The organism is Actinomadura montaniterrae (genome assembly GCF_008923365.1).
GTDB classification, from domain to species: domain Bacteria; phylum Actinomycetota; class Actinomycetes; order Streptosporangiales; family Streptosporangiaceae; genus Spirillospora; species Spirillospora montaniterrae.
Genome location: NZ_WBMR01000001.1, coordinates 1 through 22,336, shown reverse-complemented (window position 1 = coordinate 22,336; position 22,336 = coordinate 1). Strand labels below are relative to the sequence as shown.

The window sequence follows — 22,336 nt, the reverse complement described above, 5'->3', positions numbered from 1 at the left end:
CGGTCCCCCGGCCGCCGCCGCAGCGGCACTTACACTGTTGCGTCGATTACCGGAAGTCGCGCGGGGAGGGGCGGGAGCCGATGAGCCTTCGCCAGTACGAGTACGCCTTGGCCGTCGCGGAGGAGGGTTCCGTGACGGCGGCGGAGGTGCTGCACGTCGCTCAGCCCTCGGTGTCCCAGCAGATCCGCGGCCTGGAGCGGGACCTCGGCGTGGAGCTCTTCGCCCGCACGCCGACCGGGCTGGTGCCGACCGTCGTCGGCCGCGCGTTCCTGCGGGAGGCGGAGATCGCGGTGCGCGCGTCGCGCCGCGCGAAGGCGACGGCCCGGGCCGGTGCCGGCGAGCTGACCGGCGAGCTGGTGGTCGCGGCGCAGATGGGCTTCGGGACGCGGCAGCTGCCGGGCGCGCTGGGCGCGCTGCGCCGCCGCTTCCCGCGGCTGGAGGCCACCGTCTTCGAGGAGCCGAGCTCCGCCGAGCTGGACCGGCTGTGCCGCCGGGGCGTGCTGGACCTGGCGCTGATGGCGGCGTGCGACCGGTCCCCCGACCACGCCCACCGCCTCGGCGGCGAGGAGTTCGTCGTGGTCCTGGGCGCCGGGCACCGGCGGCTCGCCGCGGACCGGGTCGAGCTGCGCGACCTGGAGGGCGAGCCGTGGGTGCGGTTCGACCGCGACAGCGCGCTCGACGGGGTGCTGCTGAACGTGCTGCGCGACAACGGCCTGGCCCCGGCCACGGCCGCCCGCGTGTCGCAGACGGCGACGGCCGTGCGCTGGGCCGCCCACGGGCTGGGCGTGACGCTCGTCCCGGCCTCCGCGGTGCCCCACGGTTACGAGCATCTCGTCCGCCCGGTGTTCCCGGTGGTGTCCCAGCCCGTCATCGCCGTCCTCCGGGAGGGTGCGGGCCCGGCGGAGACGGCCCTGCTCGAGCTCCTTCGCGAGGAGTCCTGGCCGGTGTCCGCTCCCTTCTCGCCGGTCCCCTGACGGCGGAGAAGGAAGCGGACGTCACCTTCGGCGTCACTGGCGTCACCCCATGGGGAATTCGCCTCCGTCCACGATGAGATTCCTCCCGGTGAGCCAGCCCGCGCGGCCGGAGGCGAGGAACAGCACCGCCTGGGCGATGTCATCGGGCAGGCCATCGCGTCCCAGCGGGGTCGTGTCGTCGGCGTTGACCTCCCCCGACCCCGCGGCCAGGCGCGCCCACTCCTCCCGCGTCGCCTCGCCGCCGGGGGTGGCCGTCCTGCCGGGAGACACGGTGTTGACCCGGACCCCGGACGGGGCCAGTTCCATGGCCAGTCCCCGGCTGTAGTTCTCCAGCGCCGCCTTGGCCGCCGTGTAATGCAGGAACGGTCCCATCGGGGTGAGGACGGCGGCCGAGGAGACATGTACGACCACCCCAGAACGCCGTTCCCGCATTCCCGGCGTCAACAGCGAGTCCAGCCGCACCGATGCCAGGTAGTTCAGGTCGAGCGCGTCCTGCCACTCCTCGTCGGGAATGGCCGAGGCCCCCTCGAACGGTCGTGCGCCGCCCGCATTGTGGACGAGGATGTCCACCCCGCCGAGCGTCTCCTGCGCGGCCGCGGCCAGCGCCTCCGCGCCGGCCCGTGTCCGCACGTCGGCCTGCACGAAGGCGGCCCCGGCCGGCACCGTTCCCGTCGCCGACCTGGCGGTCGTGAGCACCTCGGCTCCCGCGTCCAGCAGCCCGCGCACCACGGCCGCCCCGATTCCACGGGAACCACCCGTGACCAGAGCCCGCTTTCCCGCGAGCTCTCCCGTTCCCGGTCCGTTCGTCGTCATGCCATTGGCCCTTTCGATCGCATATTCACCTGCCCGACGGAACACGCACTGAAAGCGAAATCATCGGAGAAATCGCGGCGAGTACCTCGTCGAGCGGTTTCACGGTACGACCGGAAAAGAACCGGAAGCAAAGACGAAATGCCAGCGGGGGCTATAGGGAACGCCTATGGCCTGGTGCGGGCCGCCCGGAGACCGGACGTCCCGCACCTTCTCACCCTCGGGTCAGAACCTGCCGGCCTTGACGTCGGCGATCCTCACCCTGGAGTTGTGGTAGTAGGTCATGCTCGGCTTGATGCCGGTGACCTCGCTGAGCAACGCGACGGGCTGCCCCGTGCGGGCCTGCACGACCAGCGTCTCCCGGCCGTCGGACCAGCCGTCCACCAGCGTGAGCGTGGGCTGCCCCGCGGTGGTGGTCTTCGTGACCCGGACCTTCGGCATCGTCGCCATGATGCGGAGCACCCCGGCCCGGACCTGGGGGTTCTCCGGCGCCGCGAGCAGCGCGCCGACGGCGTTCGTCCAGATGTGGTTGTCGGTGATCTCCTTCCGCCGCTCGGGGGTCGGCGGCTTCGGCGGCGTGTACGCCTCGCCGCGCGCCTTGGCGGCGGCCTTGAGCTTCTCGGTCTTTGCCCGTTCCGCCGCCGAGGGGTCCGTGCCCGGCGCGATGTTGGCGACCTCCATCCGTGCGCGCGCGGTGCCGATGTCGCCCTTCACGGCGTAGAGGGCCACCGCCACACCGCGCTTGAACGTGTCGTCGCCCGCCTTCCTCACGATGGCCCGCCGCAGGGCGCTCTTGTCGTTGCCCCAGTAGTAGGTGCCGTCGTCGGTGTAGAGGCCGATGCCGTGGTCGCCCAGCCCGGCGCTGGTGGGCGACTGATTGCGGATCTCCAGCGTCGCGTCGCCCGGCACCTTGGCCTGCAGGGGCGTGATGTCCGCGGCGAGTTCGGCCAGGATCGGGTTCGCCGTCGCCGCCGCCTTCACGGGGGCCTTGCCGGGCGACGACGCGGACGTCACGACCAGCACCCCGGCAGCGACCGCGGCGACCAGCGCGGCGGCGCCGAGGCCCACCGTGCGGCGCCTGCTCCACCGGACCCGCGCGCGGGAAGCGGCCTCGGGCTCCGGCGCCTCGGGCTCCGGCGCCTCGTCCACGGCCATCGCCGTCCGCAGCACGGCCCTGGCCTCCTCGAAAGCGCGCGGCCGCACCGGCTCGACGTCCTTCAGCTCCCTCAGCAGGTCCATCTCGTCGACCATCAGCGGGCCTCCTTAATCGTGTCGTGCTCGGTCAAGAGAGCGGCCATCCCCGGCGCGTCCCGCAACGCGGCGCGCGCCTCGTGCAGGTAGCGGCGCGCCGTTCCCGGCGGCATGCCGATCGCCCGTCCCGCGTCGGCGACGGTCAGGTCCTCCCAGGCGACCAGGGCCAAGATCTCCCGCTGCTGCGGGCGCAGCAGCGCCAGGGCCCGCAGCAGCACCGGTTCGGCGTCGACGCGGTCGTCCACGGCGGCCCACGGGTCCCACCCGGACACCGCGTCGGGCACGTCCGCCCGGGGCTCCTCGGCCGGGCGGGACCGCCAGTGCCGCCGCAGCACGTTGTGCGCCACGCCGAACAGCCACGGGCGGGCGCCGGGGAACGAGCGGTCGTAGGCCGCGCGGGACGCCAGCGCCGCCACCCACACCTCGCCGAGCAGGTCCTCGGCCGCGTCCCGGCCGGCCCGTCGCGCGAGGTAGGCGCCCACGGCCGCCTCGTGGCGCCGGACCACCTCCATGAAGGCGTCCACGTCGCCGCCGAGCGACCGGGCGATCAACTCGGCGTCATCCGGATCAGCTGTCATGACCCTCCTCGTGTCCGGTTCGCCTTGCACCCGGGAATTGCCAGACCGGTGGGTGAAGCGTTCAGCGCTGGTCAGCGCCCTGTTCGGAGCGGGGCGCCGGCGGAGAGGAGGTCCTGGGCCGGGGGTCAGAGCCCGATGACGACCTTGCCGGTGGCGTGGCCTTCCTCCTGGTAGGCGACGGCCGCCGGAATGTCATCGAAGGGGAAGCTCCGGTCGATGACCGGCGTGACCTTGCCGGCCTCGATGAGCTCGGTCAGCGTCGTCAGGCTCCGCTTGTGCTCGGTGTAGGCGTACACGTCGGCCATGACCATACGCTGGGAGACCAGCGGCGACATCGCGACCGCTGCGAAGACGTGGGCGGCGGGCTGCAGCCACCGCCCCTGCGGGCCGCCGACGGCGACGTAGGTCCCCTTGGACGTGAGCGCCCGCCGGCACACCGCCGCCGAGCGGGCTCCGGCGACGTCCAGCAGCAGGTCGTGGCGCCGGCCCTGGCGCGTGAAGTCCTGCGCCGTGTAGTCGAGGACCTCGTCGGCGCCGAGCGAGCGGACCAGGTCCATGTTCCGGGTGCCGCAGACGGCCGTCACCGTCGTGCCGGACGCCGCGGCGATCTGCACGGCGAACGTCCCGACTCCCCCGGACGCCCCGTTGACGAGGACCCGCTGCCCGGACCGCATCCGCCCCTGGCCGCGGAGGCCGTACAGCGCGGTGACGCCCGCCAGGGGGACGGCCGCCGCCTGCTCGAACGAGAGGTTCTCCGGTTTCCGGGCGAGACGGTCCTCCGGGACGCACACGTACTCGGCGAAGCCGCCCTGCGCGACGAGCGCGTACACCTCGTCGCCGGGCCGGAACCCCGTCACGCTCCCGCCGACCGCCTCGACGTGCCCGGCGACGTCCGCGCCCAGGATGCCGATCTTCGGCGCGCGCAGGCCGAGCGTGCCCGGCATCAGCCGCGCGACGTACGGCTCGCCCCTCATGTGGTGCCAGTCGTAGGGCTGGACGGACGTGGCGCGCACCCGGACGAGCACCTCCCGGTCGCCGGGCACGGGCCGGTCGACGTCGGCGAGTTCGAGGACATCGGGTGAACCGTACGAACGGACGACGAACGCCTTCATGGCAGGTCCTTCCGTGGACGAGTCGTTTCGTACGTTGTAAGTCGTACGTCGTAAGGTACGTCTTACGCCGTAAGACGGTCAAGGGGGCGGAGCGGTGTCAGTCCTGCGCGCGCAGCCGGTCGAGCCCGTCGAGGATCACGTCGAGCCCGAACTCGAACTCGGTCTGGTCGTCGCACCAGCCCAGGGTCGAGTCGGGGTCGTCGTGCGCGACCTCCATGAACATGCCGACGAGATGCGGCAGCTCGGCGGCCATGCCTTCGAGCGCCGCGGTGTCATCACCGCCGCCGGAGCCCGGGTCGAACAGCTCCTGGGAGAAGCCCAGCGCCCGGCTTCCCAGCGCGTGCAGGGCGTGGTGGCACAGGTCGTTGGAGAAGCCGCCGTCGCGCATGAGGCCGATCAGGCCGTCGTGGTACCGCAGGACCGCGGGGCTCATCGCGGTGCGCGACTCGAAGACGCCCGGCGCCCACGGATGGCGGAGCAGGACCTCGCGGGCCGACAGGATCCGGCGGCGCACGGCCGCCTTCCAGGCATCGCCCCGGGACGGGACGTCGATCCGGCCGACGACCTCGTTGATCTCCTCGACGACGGCGTCCGCGATGCCGTCGAGGACCTCGTCCTTGTTGGCGACGTGGTAGTACAGCGACATCGCCTCGGCCCCGACCTCTTCGGCGAGCCGGCGCATCGTCAGCGCCCGGAGACCGCCCTCGTCGGCGATGGCGACGGCGGCCCGCAGCACGCGCTCCCTGCTCAGCGGGACTCTCGGCTCGGTTCCAGCCTTGTTCCGGGCGACCAACCTGCGCATCCTCCTCGCGCCCGATCGTACCGAGCGGGAAGCCGCCGGGCACAAGGCCGGGATCCCTCACGGAGCACGACGAGAGCATCACATAACGTAGTGGCGTGGGGGATGAAGAGCGGATCATCGCGGTGGCGACCCGGCTGTTCGCGGAGCTGGGCTACGACTCGACCGAGACCGAGCTGATCGCGGACGCGGCGGGCGACGGCGGCCAGGAGCAGATCGCGGCGGCGGGCGGCAAGAGCGGCCTGTACCGGCGGGTGATGGACCGGGCGTACCGCGCCGAGCAGGGCATGCTGGAGACCGCGCTCGCCGCGTACACGCCCGACGGGGACGGCGCGCACCGGGTGATCGACGTGTACCTGGACTTCTACGTCGCGAACCCGGAGATCGTCGCGCTCTGGATGCACCGGTGGATGGGCGACGCCGCCGACGTCGGCGAGCTGGAGGACGACTTCGTCGACCCGCAGGACGCGCTCGTCTCCGGCGTCGTCGGGGGGCTGGTGCCGCCGGACGTGGCCGTCGACCTGCTCGTCCGGACGGTGGTGTGGTGCGTGTTCGGGTTCCTGTCGGGCGGGGTGCCCGGCGGGCGCGGGCGGACGGAGCCGCGCAGCCCCGAGGCGATCGAGCGTTTCCGCGGGTACCTGCACGTCCTCATCGACCGGATGATCGCCCCTGCCCCCGCCCCGTGACGGCCCGCCGCGGCGCGGGATCGGCCGACGCGTGCCGGCGCACCGGTCCCCCTCCGCCCCGGAGGGCGGGAAGGGGAACCGGTGGCCTGCGGCGCGTCACTGCGAAAGGACGTCCTGCGTCAGGTAGAGCGGCATCGAATCCTCCCACTGGCTGTCGGTGAGGAGCCTCTTGTCGGAGCCGTCCGCCTTCATGCTGAAGATCTGGCCGTAGGGCTGGAAGGTGTTGTCGTACAGCGCCGCCTCCTGGCGGAAGCCGTACATGCCGCTGTTGTAGAGGATGCGGCCGTCGCAGTTCCAGACGGCGTGGCCGTCGTTGGAGCCGCTGCTGGTCAGGACCCGCAGCCCGGTTCCGTCGGGACGGATGGTGCACACGTCGAAGTTGGTGTCGCTCGTCCTGCGGGTGAAGAGGATGAGCTTGCCGTCCGCGGACCAGTCCGGCAGGTTGTCGGGCTCGGTGGTGAGGACGCGCGTCGCGCCGGTCCTGAGGTCGAGGATGCGCAGGCCCTTGGCGTCCGCGCCCCACACGCGGTAGACGATCTGGGTCCCGTCGGCGGAGTAGCTCGGGAAGCCGGCGTTGGTCGTGCCGTCGGTGAGCTTCTCGAACCCGGTGCCGTCGCTGCGCACGCGCGCGACCACGGCGGTCATCTCCGCGCGTTCCTGGAACCAGCCGCCGAGGCCGAACGCGATCCATGCGCCGTCCGGCGACCACGCGGGCCGGAACGCGCCGGCCAGCCCCTTGGCGATCAGGACGGGGTCGAGGCCGCTGGTCGCGTTGTCGAAGACGACCCGCCGGTCCGTGCCGTCGGGGCGCAGGGTGACGATCGAGGAGTTGCCGAGCTGCTTCTCGGTGATCGCGAGGCGGCCCTGCCGCGACAGGGCGGGGAACACGTCGCAGTGCCGGTACTCCCAGTCGGAGTCCCAGCTGTAGAGCGGCGTGTCGATCGGGCGGGGAGCGAAGCCGACCTTCTGGTAGATCACCGACTTCCCGTCCGGCGTCCACACCGGCGAGCGCAGGGCCCGCTTGACCGCCGGCAGGGTCCCGGCGGTGTAGGCCAGGCCCTCGTCGGCGCCGCCCTTGACGAGGTAGCCGATCTCGGTGGCGGTCACGTACTGCGGCGAGACCTTCAGGTTGGGCCCGGAGGTGTGCTCGACGCGCGCGCCGGTCGCGACGTCGACCGAGACGATCTGCGACTCGACCTTTCCGATGCCCTCCGGGCGGTGCGCGAGCCAGGTGCCCTCGGTCGTGATCTCGTAGAAGACGATGCGGGCGCCGTCCGGCGACCACTTGGGCGAGCCGAGGCAGTAGCCCGGCTTGGACGCGACCTGCCGGAACCCGCTGCCGTCCGGCCGGATGACGTAGATGCTGAGCTCCTGCGTGTGCTCCCAGCCGCGGCCGTCGTCATGCCCCCGCCAGGCGGTGTTGCGGTCGCTGGAGAAGGCGATCCACTGGCCGTCGGGCGACCACGCCGGGCGGAAGTGGCCGTCGGGAAGGGCCGGGTCGCCTGCGACGGCCGACCCGTTCGTCAGGCAGCGCAGCGCGTTGGTGCGCAGGTCCAGCACCCAGATCTGCGCCTTGTGGTCGCCGCGGGTCGAGACGAAGGCCAGCTTCGTCCCGTCCGGCGACAGGACGCCCGAGTCGTTCATGGCCGCGCCCACCACGAGCGGCTGGACGCCGGTGCCGTCGATCCGGGCGCGGTAGAGGCAGGAGTTGCCGTCTCCGGTCCGTTCCGAGGTGAAGACGAACGACGTGCCGTCGGCGGAGACGGCGGCGTTGTAGTCGTACCCGGCGCTCGCCAGCAGCTTGCGCTCGTTCGTACCGTCGCTGTCGGCGATGTACAGGTCCGAGGTCGAGGGGCCGATGCGGTTCATCAGCATCACGCCCTTCCTGCCGGCCGCGGCGGCCGCCACGGAGAAGGGCCTGGGCAGCAGGGTCGCACCGACCGTGGCCGCGCCGGCCGCCAGGAACGTCCTGCGCTTCATGCTGGTCTCCATCGCCTTGTCCTTCCGGTTGGACGACGTCATGACTGGCCACCGGCCGGCAGGTACTTGTTGGTCCAGTTCTCCGAGGTCACCTTCGCCCCGTCGGGAAGCGCCCCGAGCGAGTTGACGAAGGCGAGCGTCTTGGTCCAGCCGGCCGCGTCCATCGAGCCGCTCGCCGGCCACTCGACCAGGGCAACGCTGCTCTTCAGCACCTCGTCCGGGACGCCCTGCTGCACCTTCCTCGCCACGTCCATCACCATGGGGTCGCCCTGGTGGGTGGCCAGGTAGTTGTTCGCCTCCTGGACGGCCGCGACGAACTTCTTCGCGGCGCTCGCGTGCCCCGACAGGTACGACTTGGTCGCCACGACGACCTCGCCGTAGCCCGCCTGCGCGGCGGCCCACATCGGGGCCTTCTTCGGGTCGACCACCACGATGCCGTCGCCCTGGTTCTGGACCTGGAGCGGGATCGGCTCGGAGGTGATGAACCAGTCGATCTGGCCGCTGCTGAGCGCGGCCTTGTCGGCGGACGCGCTCGGCAGCGTCACCCACTTCACCTTGCCGGGGTCGACGCCGTTCGCCTTGAGGAACAGGCCGGCCTCGGCCTTGGTGTTGGCGGAGCTGACGCCGCCCTTGGAGCCGGCCAGGGCCTGGGCCACCTGCGCGGCCGGGGTCTCGGCGGCCAGCTTGTGCGCGGCGGCGAACTTCTTGCTGACGACGAGCCCGAGCGGGTTGCCGAGGCCGGACACGGCGATCGCGACCTCCGGGACCTTCTTGGCGAGCGCGGAGGTGAAGCCGGTGGGGCTGTTGTTGAGGAACTGGACGGAGCCGGACTGGAGCGCTGAGGTCCCGGTGGACGCGGTCGTCGTGACGAACTTGACCTTGAGGCCCTGCTTGCGGAAGTAGCCGGCGGAGTCCGCCAGCTTCAGCGGCATGTCGAAGATGTTGCCGTTGCTGCCGACCGTGACCGTGGTCGACCCGCCGGAGTCGGAGGAGCCGCCGCACGCGGTCAGCAGCGCCGAGCCGAGCGCCAGGGCAGCCGCGGGCGCGAGGACCCGCACGCGGCGGCCGGTGCCGGGCGTGCCGCCGGCGCGGCCGGTAACGGTGATGCGGTGTGTCATGGGGATCTCCTGTCACCAGGTTCGGGGTGGAGTAGTGACGTCGGGCCTGTGCGGGGTCGGGTCATCGGTCGAAGAACGTGAGGCACGCGGGCGCGGGGAAGGCGACCGGGGCGCCGGCGGCGGTGAGGGTGCCCTTCCGCCGGTCCACGGCGAAGACCGTGACGGTGTTGCTCGCCTGGTTGGCGGCGAGCAGCCAGCCGCCGCCGGGGTGCAGGGTGAGGCTCCACGGTTTGAGCCCGCCGCTCGGGATCCGCTGGACGAGCGTCAGCAGGCCGGTCCTCGCGTCGGCGGCGAACACGACCAGGACGTTCTCGCCCCGGCTGGAGGCGTACACGAAGCGGCCGTCGGCGCTGAGGGCGAGCTCGGCGCCGCTCTTGGTGCCGGTGAAGGCGTCGGAGTCGAGCGCCAGGCGCTGCCGCGGCGTCAGGGTGCCGTCACGCCAGTCGAGGGTCTCCAGGTCACCGGACAGCTCGTTCAGGACGTACGCCGTCCGGCCGCTGGGGTGGAACAGGATGCGGCGCGGCCCGGACCCGGGGGCGGACGCGTACGCCCAGGTGCCCGGCGTGATGGCGCCCGTCGAGCGGTCGAAGCGGTGGACGAGGACCCGGTCGGCGCCGAAGTCGGCGACCAGGGCGCGCCGTCCGGCCGGGTCGATCGTCACGTGGTGGACGTGGGGGCCGTTCTGCCGGGGGTTCGGGCCGCTGCCCGTGTCCCTGACCACCGAGACCGGCTGTCCCGGCACGCCCTTCGCCAGCGGCAGCGAGGCGGCCAGACCGGCCTCGAAGTTGGCGACCAGCAGCGTCCGCGACGGCCGGTCCACGCCGAGGTAGGAGATGCCGCCGCCGGCCGTACCGCCCTCGTCGGTATGGACGGACGTGCCGGTGCGGGTCAGGGCGCCGGTCGCCGGGTCGACCGCGTAGGTGTGGACGATGCCGCCGTCCTCGCTGCTGCCGACGTACAGCAGCGGCTTCGCCGGGTGCCGCGCCGTCCAGTTGGACGGGGCGTCGCCGACCGGGCCGAGCGAGGTCAGGGCGCCGCTGCCCGCGTCGAAGCGGGCGCCATGGATCTGGGTGCCCTTCCAGGGGCTGACGAACAGCAGGCCGTCCCGGCGCGCGGACGCGCGGGCGGCCGGGACGCCGGCGAGCAGGGGCGCCGCGGCGGTCGCGGCCACCGCGCCGAGGACGGTCCGGCGGGACGGAAGTGAATCGGGCATGACGGCTCCCAGCCGCGGCCCCGCGGGCCGCGAAAGGTGATGGTGGGGGTGGGTGCGAGCGGGCCGCCCGGGTGACGGCCTCGTTCAGGGGGTCGGGCTCAGCCCTTGCGCGCGCGGCGGCGTCCGGCGAGGCCGAGCTTCTTCAGGGCGTACGCGTCCAGCCGGGTCAGGATCCCGTTGAGGATGAGCGTCATGACCACGAGGACGATGAGGCCGGCGAACTCGTTCGGCGCGTCCAGGTTGCTGGCGGCCACGAACAGCTCGTGGCCGACCCCTTCCGCGGACGCGATGAACTCGGCGCCGATGACGCCGAGGATGGCGAGCGGCCCGCCGGTCTTCAGCGCCGCGAAGAACGGCGCCGCCAGCGTCGGGACCGTGACGTAGCCGAGCACGTGGTGCCTGCGCCCGCCCATCACCTGGACGATCTCCACGAGCTCGCGCTGCCGCAGCCGCAGGCCGAGGTAGATGTTGTAGAAGACCACGAACGCCACGCCGGTGACCGCGATGGCGATCTTGGACCAGATCCCGATGCCGAAGAACAGCAGGAACAGCGGCGCGAGCGCGATCTTGGGAATGCCGTTGATCGCGGCGATCAGCGGCTCCAGGACCTGCCCGGCGAGGCGGAAGGAGCCGAGCAGCAGCCCCGCCGCCGTGCCCAGCGCCACCCCGATGCCGAAGCCCGCGAGGATCTCGATCGACGTCGTCTTGATGTCGGTCCAGCCCTGCGCGGACTGCAGGTAGGTCCAGAGGGCGTCGACGACGTCCGTCGGCTTGCTGACCGCGTACTCCGGCAGCACCGGCCCGCTCAGCACCTGCCACAGCACGCCGGCGAGGACGATCACGGCGACCCGCAGCAGCACGACGGTGGCCGTGCCCCGCCACCGCTCGCCCTGCCGCCGGGGCTCGGCCGCCGCCTCGGTCGTGCGTTCCGCACTTCTGGTCGCGGTTACCATGATCCGCTCCTCCTTGTCCGTGTCCGGCAGCGTCACTGCGGGCAGTCGTCGTCGAGTCGGTCCGGTGGGCTCCGGCCGCCGCGCGGGCGGCGGCCGGCGGCGCGGCGTCACCAGGGCTCCTGGGTCCGGAAGAACCGCTTCCAGAACGCGAGCCGGGACGGGTCGGCGACCGGGATCGGCCCGAACCCGCCGCCGACCTCCATCACCGCCTCCGCCTCCGGCGCGTACTCCGGCCAGTGCGGGAGTCCGGGGCCGTTCGGGTCGCCCGAGGCGGCGAAGTTCGCCCAGTAGGACGACATGGTGTCCGCGATCTCGCGGTCCTCCGCGGTCCACTCGGCGTCCTCGGGGGCGAGGTTGCCGAAGACGAAGTCGATCTCGGAGCCGTGGGAGGCGCGGCGGAAGTTGCGGCCCTGCGCGGCGGACCGGTGCGTCCAGAAGTAGGTGCGGACGGGCCGGGTCGTGCGCCGCGACCAGTCCGCCGCCCACAGCCAGGTGGAGATCCGGGCGTTGTCGCGGATCGCCGCGCTGCTGGCCCGCGCCGCCTCCCGGTCCGTCGCGGCCGGGTAGAGCGCGAGGAACTCCTCGGCGAGGGGGCCGAACTTCTCGCGCGCCGCCGCGACGAAGCCGTCCAGCGTCACGTGCACCGCCGGCATCCCGGGACGCCGGCCGCGCGGGCTCTCCGAGCGGTACGCCTCGAACATGTCGTCCGGCACGGCGCCGGTCTCGTCGAGGTTGTTGCCGGCGAGGTAGTGGACGTCGTTCTGCAGGCCCTTGGCGTACGTCTCGTCATAGCCGGCGGGGAGCACCCGGCCGTCCACCACCGGGCGGAACAGCGGCGGCTTGCCGGAGCCGCCGGTGTGCACGGCCGTGTCCACGGCCGCCCCGCCCATCAGCTTCTGCCAGGGCAGCTCGCGCAGCTTGGCGAGCGTCCCGGTGCCGCGCTCCTTGGCGAAGGCGGTGCCCGCCTCCTCGGCGTCGTGCAGCAGCCGGTAGGACGTCGAGAGGTAGCGCAGCTCGGGGTCGCGGGAGTAGCGGGCGTGGCTCTGCGCGATCGCGCGCTGGAACAGGCCCCGGGCGAGGGGGGACATCGCCAGGAAGTTGACCGTCCCGGCGCCGGCCGACTGCCCGGCGATCGTGACCCGCTCCGGGTCGCCGCCGAACGCGGCGATGTTGCGCCGCACCCAGTGCAGGACGGCGACGCAGTCGAGCAGCCCGTAGTTGCCGGACGCGCCGTGCTCCGACTCCGCGCTGAGCTCGGGGGTCGCGAGGAAGCCGAACGCGCCGAGCCGGTAGTTGAAGGTGACGACGACCAGGCCCTTGCGGGCGAGGTTCACGCCGTCGTGGCGGGGGTCGGCGCCGGTGCCGAGCCGGAAGCCGCCGCCGTGGATCCACACGAGCACGGGCCGCCGCTCGTCGGGGGACGCGGCGCCGGTCCACACGTTGAGGGTGAGGCAGTCCTCGCTCATCGGGAGGTCGAGACCGGCGAGCTCGCTGCTCGGCGGCTGCGGGCAGACCGGGCCGAAGGCGCCCGCCACGCGGACCCCGTCCCACGGCTCGGGCGGGCGCGGCGGCCGCCAGCGCAGGTCCCCGACCGGCGGGGCGGCGTAGGGGACCCCGCGGAAGACGGTCACCGACCGGTCCCGGCTCTGGATCCCCTCCAGGAGCCCGGACTCGGTCGCCACCGGATGTCGCATCACGTCGTTTCCTGATCGGTCTTCGCTGCGGGCGTGGATTCGCGGGCCTGGAGCAGCAGGGCCCGGCGGGCGGACGCCACGTGGTGCCGCATCGCGGCGACGGCCGCGTCCGGGTTCCGGGTGACGATCGCCATGAGGATCGCCTGGTGCTCCTCCAGCGACCCGCCGCGCGGATGCCGCGCGGACAGGTTGCGGTACTGCCGCATGACGAGCGGGTAGAGCAGGGTGTCGTAGGCCCGGGCCAGCGTCTGCTGGTGGGCGGCCTCCTTCACCTGCTGGTGGAACCGGCGGTTGCACTGCGAGTAGGCCGCCTGGTCGCCGCGCGCCTTGCAGTCCACCATCTCGTCGAGGATGCGGCGCAGCGCGTCGATCTCCTCGTCGGTGGCCCGCTCGGCGGCCTTGCCGGCGAGCGCGGACTCCAGCGTCTCGCGCGCCTCGAGGATGTCGAGGGCCTCCTCGACGGTGAAGCTGCGGGTGCGCACGCCGCGGTTGACCTCGCTGGTGACGAAGCCCTCCTGCACGAGCCTGACCAGCACCGCCCGCATCGTGCTGCGCGAGACGTTGAACATCCGGGTCAGGTCGGCCTCGGTCAGCCGCGTGTCCGGCTCGATGCTGCCGGACAGCAGCAGCGACCGCAGGCCCTCGTAGGCCTGGTCCTGCCGGGTCTGCGAGCCGCGGCCCGGCTCGGCCACGTCGTCGTACTCACTGGAGTCCATCATGATCACCTGTTCGCTCTCCGCCTGCCGGCCGCCGCCGGTCCGATACCGCCCGTCATTGAGCGGCGTCACCGAGCGCCGGGTACAGGCGGCGCGCCGTGCCGGCGAAGATCTCTGCGCGATCGTGCTCCGGCAGCGGCGCGAGGACGTCCTCGGCGAGCTTCAGGAGCTCCGGCAGCGGCTGCTCGGCGGCCGGGAGGTTCGACCCCCACGCGATCCGGCCCGCGCCGAACGCGGCGACGACCGGTTCGAGGAAGTCGGCGGCCCGCTCCCCCGCGTCCCGCAGCCGCTCGAGGTTGCGGTGCGTCAGCTTCAGGTGGAGGCGCTCGTGCCGCGCCAGCGCGGCGACCTCCTCCCCCGCCTTGGCCGGGGACGCGGCGATGTCGGGGTAGCCGATGTGGTCGAGCAGCACCCGGACGCCGGGGAAGCGGTCGAGGACCTCCTCCGCCTGCGCGGTCGCCGGGCCGAGCCGCATCTGGAGGCAGACGGGCACGTCCAGCGCCTGCGCCTGCTCCCAGAAGGCGTACGACTCGGGGGCGGCGAACCACTCGCCCTGAGTCTGCATCGTGCTGCCGGTCGTGAACAGCCGCACCCCGGCGAGGCCGCCGTCGCCGACGGCCTCCTCCAGCGCCGCGGCGGCGTCGGGCCGCAGCGGGTCGAAGGTGCCGACCGCGACGAACCGTCCCGGCTCCTTGCGCGCGCTGTCCAGCACGTAGGAGTTGTCGTAGCCGTAGTTCGTGGTGGCCTGCACGAGGACGGACTGGGCGATGCCGGTCTCGTCCATGCGGGCGACCATGCCCTCGGCGGTCACCGGCCGGGTCGCGGCCCAGCCGGACTGCTTGCCGCCGAGCGGCGCCCTGGGGTAGGCGTCGAGGTCGGCGGAGATGATGTGGCAGTGCGCGTCGACGACGTCCACGGTGTCCTCCTCTGGGGTCAGGCGTCGGGGTAGTCGCCGGCGGCGAAGAGCGCCTTCGGGTCGGCGGGGAAGTCGGCGTCGAGCAGGCCCTGCTCGCGGGAGTAGCGGACGAGCGCGGACAGGGTCGGCTCGTTGCGGGCGATGCCGTAGGGCGCGGGGTCACCGTTGATCTGGGCCGCCTGCTTCGCGAAGCGCTTCTGCGCCGTCCAGCCGGGATCGGCGGCGACCTGGCGCCGCTTGGCGTCGGCGAGCGCGGCGTAGAGCCTGGTCGGCAGCTCCGGGTCCCGCTCGACGAGTTCGGTCCGCAGTGCCACGACCGAGTGCAGCGGGTAGATGCCGGTGCGGACGTAGTGGTCCGCACCGAGGACCTCGGCCTCGGCGAAGAGCGGGTACGGGCCGTCGGGGCCGCTGTCGGGTTCGGCGGTGGCGGTCCAGCCCGCGCGGGGGGCGCCCGCGCGGCCGGTGCCGGCGTTGCCGGAGAACGCCGCGTCGATCTCGCCGGCCCGCAGCAGCTCGCCGAGCGAGCGGCCGTCGGTGACCCGCTCCACGTTGGCGGGGGCGCGGCCCTCGACGTGGTCCTCGTCGTCGACGACCCAGGTGATCGCGCCGACGTTCACGCCGTACTCCTCGGCGAGGATGCCGCGCACCCAGACGCCGGTGCTGACCGTGTACGCGCGGACGCCGACGCGGCGTCCCTCCAGGTCGCGCGGGACGCGGATGCCGCTGTTCGCGGCGCACTGCACGTCCCCGTGGTGGAAGCGCCGGTTGAGGAACACCGGGACGGCGGTGAGCGGCACCCCGGCCTGCACCGCCATGAGGTACGACACGGGCGCCAGCTCGCACACGTCGAACTCCAGGTCGCGGATCATCCGCCGGTAGGCGCCGATGATCGGGCGGACCTCGACCGGCTCGACCCGGTAGCCCGGCACGTCGAGGCCGGTCGCGTGGGGATAGTCGCCGAAGGCGACCGTCAGCTCGTCCATTCGCAGTACTCCTAGGAAGTCGAAAGTTCAGCCGCCGAGCCGGGACGCGGGCACGCCGAGGGCGGCGCAGGACGCGTCCACCAGCTCGTCGAACTCCACGGGCCGCGGCAGCACGCCCTGCTCCAGCGCGTACGCCGCCGCCCGCGAGACCGCGCCGCGCAGCGCGGCGAAACCGACGGGGTTCAGGTCGACCGGCTCGGTGCCGCGCGGCAGGGACTCGACGACCTTGCGCATCGCGTCGTACGCCGCGCACACGGCCCCGGAGTGCTCCCGCGCCGCCTGCTCGGTCACGCCGAGGACGTGGTTGACGGGGGCGAAGCCGTTGGCCCGCGACCACTCGGCGGCGACCTCGCGCGCGCCGGGGATCGCGGTGCGGATGCGGTCGTCGTCGGGGAGCTCGTTGCCCATGATCCCGAAGTCGAGGCGTCCTTCCAGGAAGTCGGCCTGGAGCTTGGCGCCCTCGGGCGCCCGCGTCACGAAGTCCGGGTCCCCGGCGCCGTCGACGTGGGCGCCCTCGTAGGTCGTCCAGGCGACCTTGCGGAGGTCGACGCCGTACTGCTCGGTCAGGAAGCCGCGCATCCACACGCCGGTCGTCTGGCTCCACGACCGGACGCCGGCGCTGCGGCCCTCGATGTCGCCGACCGTCAGATCGCCCATCGTCACGAGCGTCTGGTGCTGGAACCGGCCCAGCGTGGTGACCGGGAGGAGCACGACCGGCCGGCCGTGCGCGACGGCCTGGAGCAGCGTCACGATCGCCAGCTCGGCCAGGTCCACGGCCTGGTCGTTCACGAAGCTCCTGGACGCCCTGTGGACCGGCTTGACGGCGAGCCGTTCCGCGCCCGTGGCCTCGACCGCGGCTCGCGCCAGGTCGTCCCGTCCGATGACCAGTTTCATTCGATGCCCTTCAGTGCCGGTGGGAGCGCTCAGCGCCGGTGGAAGCGTTCGTTGTGCTGCCGGAGCAGGTCGGCGCCGTAGTCGTTGCCGTTCGGGGTGCGCACGATGGTGTGGATGTGGTGCCGCATCGGCTCGTCGTTGTCGAACATCACGCCCCACTGGTGCTCGAACTCGACGAGGAGCACGGGGCTGTGCAGGCGGTAGTAGAAGACGTCGGCGGGGTCGCCGGCCCAGGCGAAGAAGGTCTCCTGCCCCAGGACCTCGGCCATCCGCAGCTCGGCGTGGCCCTCGCCGGCCCGTCCGACGTAGAGGTCCAGGAGGTCGACGGCGGTCTCGCGCTGCTCGACCGTCAGCTCGCCGAACGGCAGGCCCGCGTAGTCCATCTCCCAGTTGTCGCGGAACGCCCCGGCGTACAGGCCGCGCGGCAGCTCCTCGGCGATGACCGCGCGGCCCCGCTGCGCGTCGGTGAGGCGGGTGAACAGCGCGCGGCCGATGGCCTCCTCGCGGCGGAACGCGGAGGTCCCGGCGTACTTCCCGCCCTTGGCGACCACCGGTTCGGCGCCGAGGAACGTCGGGGTCAGCACCATCTGGTCGCCGACGAAGGCGCAGTTGACGTTCACGTGGTGGCCGTCGATCTGCCAGCCCCACGGGCCGCCGTCCTCCGGCTCGCCGTAGACGCTGAACCAGTACATCCACTCGTTGAGCAGGTGCTCCTCGCCGCGCAGCTCGCCGACCGTGAGGTTCAGGTGCATCAGGTCGACGACCTGCTGGTAGCCGTACGGGCTGAGGCTGCGGCGCAGGATCGTCATGATCGCGCGGCGCTTCGGCTCGTCCAGGTCCTCCATGCACAGGCCGTGGCGCAGGAAGTAGCGGGCGCCGTTCGCCCAGTGCCGCCACGTCACGTCGTCCATCGGGAACCGGCCTTCGGCCAGCTCCTTGGGCGTGAGCAGGGCGAGGTAGTCCTCGGCGGCCTTGCGCTGCGGCCTCACGTCGAGGCCGGTCTCGCGGAGCGGGAAAAGGCCCCGCTGGATCCCGCCGGACGTCGCGACGCCGCGGAACGGCTCGGCGGCGGCCTCGCGGCGCCACGCGACCTTCTCCAGCAGCTCCGGGGTCCACTCGTCCGGCTCGCGCGTGTAGGCGCCGGTGCGGTGCCTCATTGCGACCATCGGGCCGCTCCCCTCTCGATCTCGGCGACGTCGACCTTCGTGCGGACGAGGTCCTGTTCCAGGGCGTACCGGCCGCCGATCTCCAGGGCCTTCGCCAGCGGTTCGCTCCAGCCGGCCGCCACCGGCGGCTCCGCGCCGGCGGTGGCCTCTTTCAGCGCCGCGTACAGCGCGTCGACCTGGTCGGGGTTCTCGTCCAGCGCCGCGTTCCGCACGACGACGACGTGGTTGACGGGCACGGTGCCGTGGCGTTCCACCCACGCGCGTCCCGCCACCTCGGCGTCCTCGATCAGCGGGACGAGGCCCTCGCCCTGGCCCCCGACGGCGCGCGGGCCGAGCACGGCCGCCGCCACGTCGCCGGACTTCAGCAGGTCCGCGACCTTCGCCGCGTCCGACCGCTCGACGAACGGCGGCTCGGTGTACTGCGCGACGTGCGGTTCCTCGGTGGTGACCCAGGTGACGTCGGCGGCCTCCACGCCGTACTCCTCGCGGAGCAGGCCGCGCACCCACAGGCCGGTGGTCTGGCTGTAGGAGCGGACGCCGACGCGGCGTCCCCGCAGGTCGCCGGGGGCGAGCTTCGGGGCGTCCGGGAGGCGGGTCAGCGAGCGGTGGTGGGTGCCGCCGATCATCACGACCGGCAGCAGCGTGACCGGCACGCCGTGGTCCCTGGCCTGGAGGTAGGTCGCGAGCGCCATCTCGCAGACGTCGAACTCCAGGGTCCGGACCATCCTCGCGAACGCCGGCGGGAGCGGCTTGAACTCGATGAACTCATGGCCCGGCAGTTCTTTGACGGCGCGGGTGCGGGGGTAGTCGCCGAGGACGACCTTCATCAGACGTCCTCCCCGTACCAGAGGCGCCGATAGGGGACGCTCAGCACCTCGCGCGAGATGCGGACGTCGATCACGAACGGGCGCGGGTCCGCGACGTACTCGGCGACGGCGGCCTCCAGTTCGGCCGCGCTCCGGACGGTGGCGCCGCCGCCGCCGAGAGCCCGCGCGACCCCGCCCAGCTCGGGGTTCGGGATGATCGCCAGGTCCTGGGTGAGGCCCTTGGCGCCGAGCTTGTGGTACTCGGCGCCGAGGCCCTCGTCGTTCATGACGACGACCAGCATCGGCAGGCCGTAGCGGCAGGCCGTCTCGAACTCCGGCAGGTGCATGAGGAAGCTCGCGTCGCCCTCGACCACGAACGTGGGCCGTCCGGTCGCGACGATCTGGCCGATGGTCAGCAGCGGTGCCTGGCCGATCGCGCCGAACATGCCGTAGTTGGACGTCACCTGCCGGGACCGCTGGAACAGCATCGTGCCGAAGTCGGTCTGGTGGCCGCTGCCGAGGACCAGGTCGAACTCGCGGGGCATCGCCGCGTCGAGCACCTTGATGGCCTCGCGCGGGTCGATGCGTCCGGGCTCGTTGACGTAGTCGATCGGGGCTTCGAGCCAGCCGGTCAGCCGGCTGCGGGTCTCGGCGGTGTGGAAGCCCTCGATGCGGGTCGCGCCGAGGACCTGGTTCAGTTCGGTGAGCGCGGTGACCGCGTCGGCCTGGACGTAGCAGTCGGCGACCCGGCCGTTGCCCATCACCACGTTCGGCGCCGAGTCGATCTGCACGTAGCGGGCGTCGGGGTAGAGGTAGCCGTGCTCGGTCGTGTAGTGGTTCAGGCTCGCGCCGACCGCGATCACGCAGTCGGCCTCCTGGAGCAGCTCCTGCGCGGGCTTGCTGCCGAACAGCCCGGACAGCCCGACGTGGAACTCGGTGCGGTCGCACAGCCAGTTCTTCGCCTGGAGCGTGGTGGCGAGGAGCGCGCCGGTCTTGGCCTGGAGTTCGAGGATCTCCTCGCCGGCCCCGGCGCGGCGGGCGCCGCGTCCGGCGATGATGACGACGCGCTTGCTGCCCTCGATCAGTTCCCGGGCCGCCTCGATGCGGGACGGGTCGGGCAGCGTCCGGGACCCCGGGAGAAGCTCGTGCGAAGGAATGTAGTCGCCGGGCTCGAACTCCTGCGTCTGCACGTCGAACGGGGCGCTCAGCATGACCGGCCGGTTCTCGGTGCGGGCCAGGTAGAAGGCGCGCTGCACGGCCTCCTCGGCCTGGTCGGCCTTCGACAGGTGGACGAACCCGCACTCGATCGCGGCGGCGAACCGGCGCTGGTCGAGGTACTGCACGGCGCCCTCGTCGCCCCAGCTCGTCTCGCCGCAGAACGCGACCAGCGGCGTGCCGGCGCGGCTCGCGCACAGCATCGACGTGGCGAGCTGGGAGACGCCGGGGCCGCTGGTGGTGGTGACGACGCCCGGCCGTCCCGCCGCCCGCGCCCAGCCGTCGGCCATGCCGAGGCCGGAGCCCTCGTGCCGCACCTCGTACAGGCGCACGTCGCGCTGGGCGAGCGCGTCCATCCAGTGCATGTTGGCGTCGCCCATCATGCCGAAGACGTCGGTCGTGCCTTCCTTGACGAACGCCTCGGCCATGGCCTCGTAGGCCTTCACTTGGTAACCCCCCTGGACTTCAGCCGGCCGAAGACGCGCAGGGCGTTGCCGCCGTACACCGCGGCGCGGTCCTCATCGGTCAGGTCGATGCCGTCGAGCAGGAACTTGACGTCGTCGAAGTTGCGGCCGGTCTCGGGGTCGACGCCGCGGACGGCGCCGATCATCTCCGAGGCGAACAGCACGTTCTCCGCCGGGATCACGTCCAGCAGCAGTTCCAGGCCGCGGCGGTGGTAGACGCAGGTGTCGAAGAAGACGTTGCCGAGCACCGCGTCCTCCAGCGGCGGCAGTCCCTTGTCCTGCATGAAGCCCCGGTAGCGCCCCCAGTGGTAGGGCACCGCGCCGCCGCCGTGCGGGATCACGAAGCGCAGCCCGGGGAAGTCCTTGAAGAGGTCGGACGTGCAGAGCTGCATGAACGCGGCGGTGTCGCCGGCGAGGTAGTGCGCGCAGGTGCCCTGCAGGGCGTCGTTGCGGGACATCGCCACGTGGATCATCGCGGGGACGTCGAGCTCGACCATCTTCTCGTAGAGCGGGTAGTAGACCTTGTCGGTGAGCGGCGGCGCCTGGTAGTAGCCGTCCGACGGGTCGGGGTTGAGCAGGCAGCCGACGAAGCCGAGGTCCTCGACGCAGCGCTCCAGCTCCTCGACCGAGTTGCGGACCGAGGTCTCCAGCGCGTCGCCGGGCGACTGCGGGAGCTGGCAGGCGCCCGCGAACCGGTCGGGGAACAGCCCGCAGACGCGGGCGACCAGGTCGTTGGCGACCCGGGACCAGTCGAGGCTGGTGCGCTCGTCGCCGTAGTGGTGGGCCATCTTGCCCGCGCCCGGCGAGAAGACCGTCAGGTCGGTGCCGCGCTCGGTCTGCAGCTTGAGCTGGCCGTTCTCGATGGCGGCGCGGATCTCGTCGTCGCCGATCTCCAGCTCGTCGGGGCTCACCCGGACGCCCTCGCCGAACGCCTTGATCTGCCGTTCCCGCCACGCGCCGAGGGCCTTCGGCGCGGTGGTGAAGTGGCCGTGGCAGTCGATGATCATCAATGTCCTCCTCAGGCGCGGCCGGTCAGCTCGCGGCCCCGGTCGAGCCCCGGGTACGAGCGCACGGGCATGGTCATCAGGAAGCGGTAGCCGTCCTTGACGACCTGCTCGACGTTCCCGGCCGTCACGTGCGGGTGGCCGACGGCGACGCCGCGCTCGCCGCAGACCTCGAGGATCCGGCGCTTGCACTCGAGGAGCCTCGGGTGCTCGTACTGGCGCGGGATGCCGAGCTCCTGGCTCATGTCGCCCTCGCCGACGATCACCAGCCCGATGCCCGGCACCTGGTCGAGGATGTCCGGGAGGTTCCGGATGCCGAGCTGGTCCTCGATCATGAGGGCGACGAGGATCTCGCCGTCCGGGTCCAGCGGCCAGACCCCGCTCCTGGCGTAGTACTCGTCGTTCGTCAGGCCCCAGTAGCGGGCTGCCGCCGCGGGGCTGTCGCCGCGCACGCCCGCGGGCTCGTAGCGCTCGGCGTCCGGCAGCCGCGGGTAGCGGCAGGCGGCGACGGCGTTGTACGCCTCCTCCACCGTCGTGATGTGCGGCCAGACGATGCCGTAGGCGCCCAGGTCGAGGGCCTGCTTGGCGTGCCACTGGCCCTTCTCGGCGCCGTTGGTCGGGATCCGCACCAGCGGGGTCACCGCCGGGGCGATGTCGCCCGCGGTCGCGATCTGCCTGCGGTTGAGCAGGTACTGGAGGCTGTCCTTGAGGCCGACGACGTCCCAGGGCTTGTGCTCCATCTCGAAGATCAGCCCGTCGTAGTCCGCGGTGCTGAACTCCAGGGCCGCGGCCGGGTCCGGCGGCGCGAACGACGCGAACGCGTGCTCCCCCGCCTCCAGTGCCCGGACGATCCCGTTGAGCCTGGTCACGCCGTACCTCCTTGACCGGTTCGTGCGGAACGCCCGCTCCAGAGCGCCGACCACCAGGCGCGGATCCGGGCGGCGAACGTGGTGGGCCGCGCCGGCGCCGCCGCGGCCGGCGCCCCCGCCGCGCCCGGCGCCGCT

21 protein-coding genes are annotated in these 22,336 nt (G+C 72.7%); 2 read left to right on the top strand and 19 right to left on the bottom strand.

What is annotated here, in order from left to right; translation table 11 throughout:
• Positions 1-80: 80 nt before the first annotated feature.
• Positions 81-974, top strand: coding sequence for a LysR family transcriptional regulator (locus F9B16_RS00105; protein WP_151537708.1), 894 nt, complete (start codon positions 81-83; stop codon positions 972-974).
• 42 nt (positions 975-1,016) lie between these two features.
• Here F9B16_RS00105 and F9B16_RS00100 read toward each other — a convergent pair whose 3' ends face one another.
• The 5 genes from F9B16_RS00100 to F9B16_RS00080 all read right to left on the bottom strand — a co-directional run bounded on the left by F9B16_RS00100 (position 1,017) and on the right by F9B16_RS00080 (position 5,527).
• On the bottom strand, positions 1,017-1,832 hold the full coding sequence (locus F9B16_RS00100) for an oxidoreductase (RefSeq protein ID WP_225991201.1): 816 nt from the start codon (positions 1,830-1,832) through the stop codon (positions 1,017-1,019).
• Between the two features lie 177 nt (positions 1,833-2,009).
• Positions 2,010-3,035: a hypothetical protein gene (locus tag F9B16_RS00095; protein ID WP_151537707.1), complete on the bottom strand. Its 1,026-nt coding sequence runs from the start codon at positions 3,033-3,035 to the stop codon at positions 2,010-2,012.
• The gene (locus tag F9B16_RS00090; RefSeq protein ID WP_151537706.1) at positions 3,035-3,613 is read right to left on the bottom strand and encodes an RNA polymerase sigma factor; all 579 of its coding nucleotides are present in this window, start codon (positions 3,611-3,613) and stop codon (positions 3,035-3,037) included. Before F9B16_RS00090 ends, F9B16_RS00095 begins: the two co-directional genes overlap by 1 nt.
• Before the next feature lie 125 nt (positions 3,614-3,738).
• On the bottom strand, positions 3,739-4,725 hold the full coding sequence (locus tag F9B16_RS00085) for an NAD(P)-dependent alcohol dehydrogenase (RefSeq protein ID WP_151537705.1): 987 nt from the start codon (positions 4,723-4,725) through the stop codon (positions 3,739-3,741).
• A 97-nt stretch (positions 4,726-4,822) separates the two neighbouring features.
• Positions 4,823-5,527, bottom strand: coding sequence for a TetR/AcrR family transcriptional regulator (locus F9B16_RS00080; RefSeq protein WP_151537704.1), 705 nt, complete (start codon positions 5,525-5,527; stop codon positions 4,823-4,825).
• A 95-nt stretch (positions 5,528-5,622) separates the two neighbouring features.
• On the opposite strand from F9B16_RS00080, the gene F9B16_RS00075 reads away from it, so the two are divergent.
• Positions 5,623-6,210: a TetR/AcrR family transcriptional regulator gene (locus F9B16_RS00075; RefSeq protein WP_151537703.1), complete on the top strand. Its 588-nt coding sequence runs from the start codon at positions 5,623-5,625 to the stop codon at positions 6,208-6,210.
• A gap of 96 nt (positions 6,211-6,306) precedes the next feature.
• Here the strand turns inward: F9B16_RS00075 and F9B16_RS00070 are convergent, their stop codons facing one another.
• From F9B16_RS00070 to F9B16_RS00005, 14 genes are all read right to left on the bottom strand, one after another.
• Positions 6,307-8,202: a TolB family protein gene (locus F9B16_RS00070; protein ID WP_151537702.1), complete on the bottom strand. Its 1,896-nt coding sequence runs from the start codon at positions 8,200-8,202 to the stop codon at positions 6,307-6,309.
• Between the two features lie 26 nt (positions 8,203-8,228).
• Positions 8,229-9,308 (bottom strand): ABC transporter substrate-binding protein, encoded by a 1,080-nt coding sequence (locus F9B16_RS00065; RefSeq protein ID WP_151537701.1) that lies wholly within the window; start codon positions 9,306-9,308, stop codon positions 8,229-8,231.
• Positions 9,309-9,369: 61 nt separating this feature from the next.
• Positions 9,370-10,521 carry a lactonase family protein gene (locus tag F9B16_RS00060; RefSeq protein WP_151537700.1) on the bottom strand — a complete coding sequence of 384 codons (1,152 nt, stop codon included), beginning with the start codon at positions 10,519-10,521 and terminating at the stop codon, positions 9,370-9,372.
• 98 nt (positions 10,522-10,619) lie between these two features.
• Positions 10,620-11,474: an ABC transporter permease gene (locus tag F9B16_RS00055; RefSeq protein WP_151537699.1), complete on the bottom strand. Its 855-nt coding sequence runs from the start codon at positions 11,472-11,474 to the stop codon at positions 10,620-10,622.
• 107 nt (positions 11,475-11,581) lie between these two features.
• Entirely contained in the window at positions 11,582-13,168 is a 1,587-nt protein-coding gene (locus F9B16_RS00050) for a carboxylesterase/lipase family protein (RefSeq protein ID WP_151537698.1), read from the bottom strand.
• The gene (locus tag F9B16_RS00045; RefSeq protein WP_225991200.1) at positions 13,168-13,887 is read right to left on the bottom strand and encodes a GntR family transcriptional regulator; all 720 of its coding nucleotides are present in this window, start codon (positions 13,885-13,887) and stop codon (positions 13,168-13,170) included. Before F9B16_RS00045 ends, F9B16_RS00050 begins: the two co-directional genes overlap by 1 nt.
• Positions 13,888-13,939: 52 nt before the next feature.
• Positions 13,940-14,800, bottom strand: coding sequence for an amidohydrolase family protein (locus F9B16_RS00040; RefSeq protein ID WP_151537697.1), 861 nt, complete (start codon positions 14,798-14,800; stop codon positions 13,940-13,942).
• A 17-nt stretch (positions 14,801-14,817) separates the two neighbouring features.
• Entirely contained in the window at positions 14,818-15,783 is a 966-nt protein-coding gene (locus F9B16_RS00035) for a substrate-binding domain-containing protein (RefSeq protein ID WP_151537696.1), read from the bottom strand.
• Positions 15,784-15,810: 27 nt separating this feature from the next.
• On the bottom strand, positions 15,811-16,677 hold the full coding sequence (locus F9B16_RS00030) for a hypothetical protein (protein WP_151537695.1): 867 nt from the start codon (positions 16,675-16,677) through the stop codon (positions 15,811-15,813).
• Positions 16,678-16,706: 29 nt separating this feature from the next.
• On the bottom strand, positions 16,707-17,843 hold the full coding sequence (locus F9B16_RS00025) for a DUF3500 domain-containing protein (RefSeq protein WP_151537694.1): 1,137 nt from the start codon (positions 17,841-17,843) through the stop codon (positions 16,707-16,709).
• Positions 17,831-18,670: a substrate-binding domain-containing protein gene (locus F9B16_RS00020; RefSeq protein WP_151537693.1), complete on the bottom strand. Its 840-nt coding sequence runs from the start codon at positions 18,668-18,670 to the stop codon at positions 17,831-17,833. Before F9B16_RS00020 ends, F9B16_RS00025 begins: the two co-directional genes overlap by 13 nt.
• Positions 18,670-20,310, bottom strand: coding sequence for a thiamine pyrophosphate-binding protein (locus F9B16_RS00015; RefSeq protein WP_151537692.1), 1,641 nt, complete (start codon positions 20,308-20,310; stop codon positions 18,670-18,672). The genes F9B16_RS00020 and F9B16_RS00015 overlap by 1 nt, the downstream gene beginning before the upstream one ends.
• Complete coding sequence (locus tag F9B16_RS00010) at positions 20,307-21,335, bottom strand: amidohydrolase family protein (RefSeq protein WP_151537691.1); 1,029 nt, start codon at positions 21,333-21,335, stop codon at positions 20,307-20,309. Before F9B16_RS00010 ends, F9B16_RS00015 begins: the two co-directional genes overlap by 4 nt.
• An 11-nt stretch (positions 21,336-21,346) precedes the next feature.
• Positions 21,347-22,201 carry an HpcH/HpaI aldolase family protein gene (locus F9B16_RS00005; RefSeq protein WP_151537690.1) on the bottom strand — a complete coding sequence of 285 codons (855 nt, stop codon included), beginning with the start codon at positions 22,199-22,201 and terminating at the stop codon, positions 21,347-21,349.
• Between the last annotated feature and the right edge of the window lie 135 nt (positions 22,202-22,336).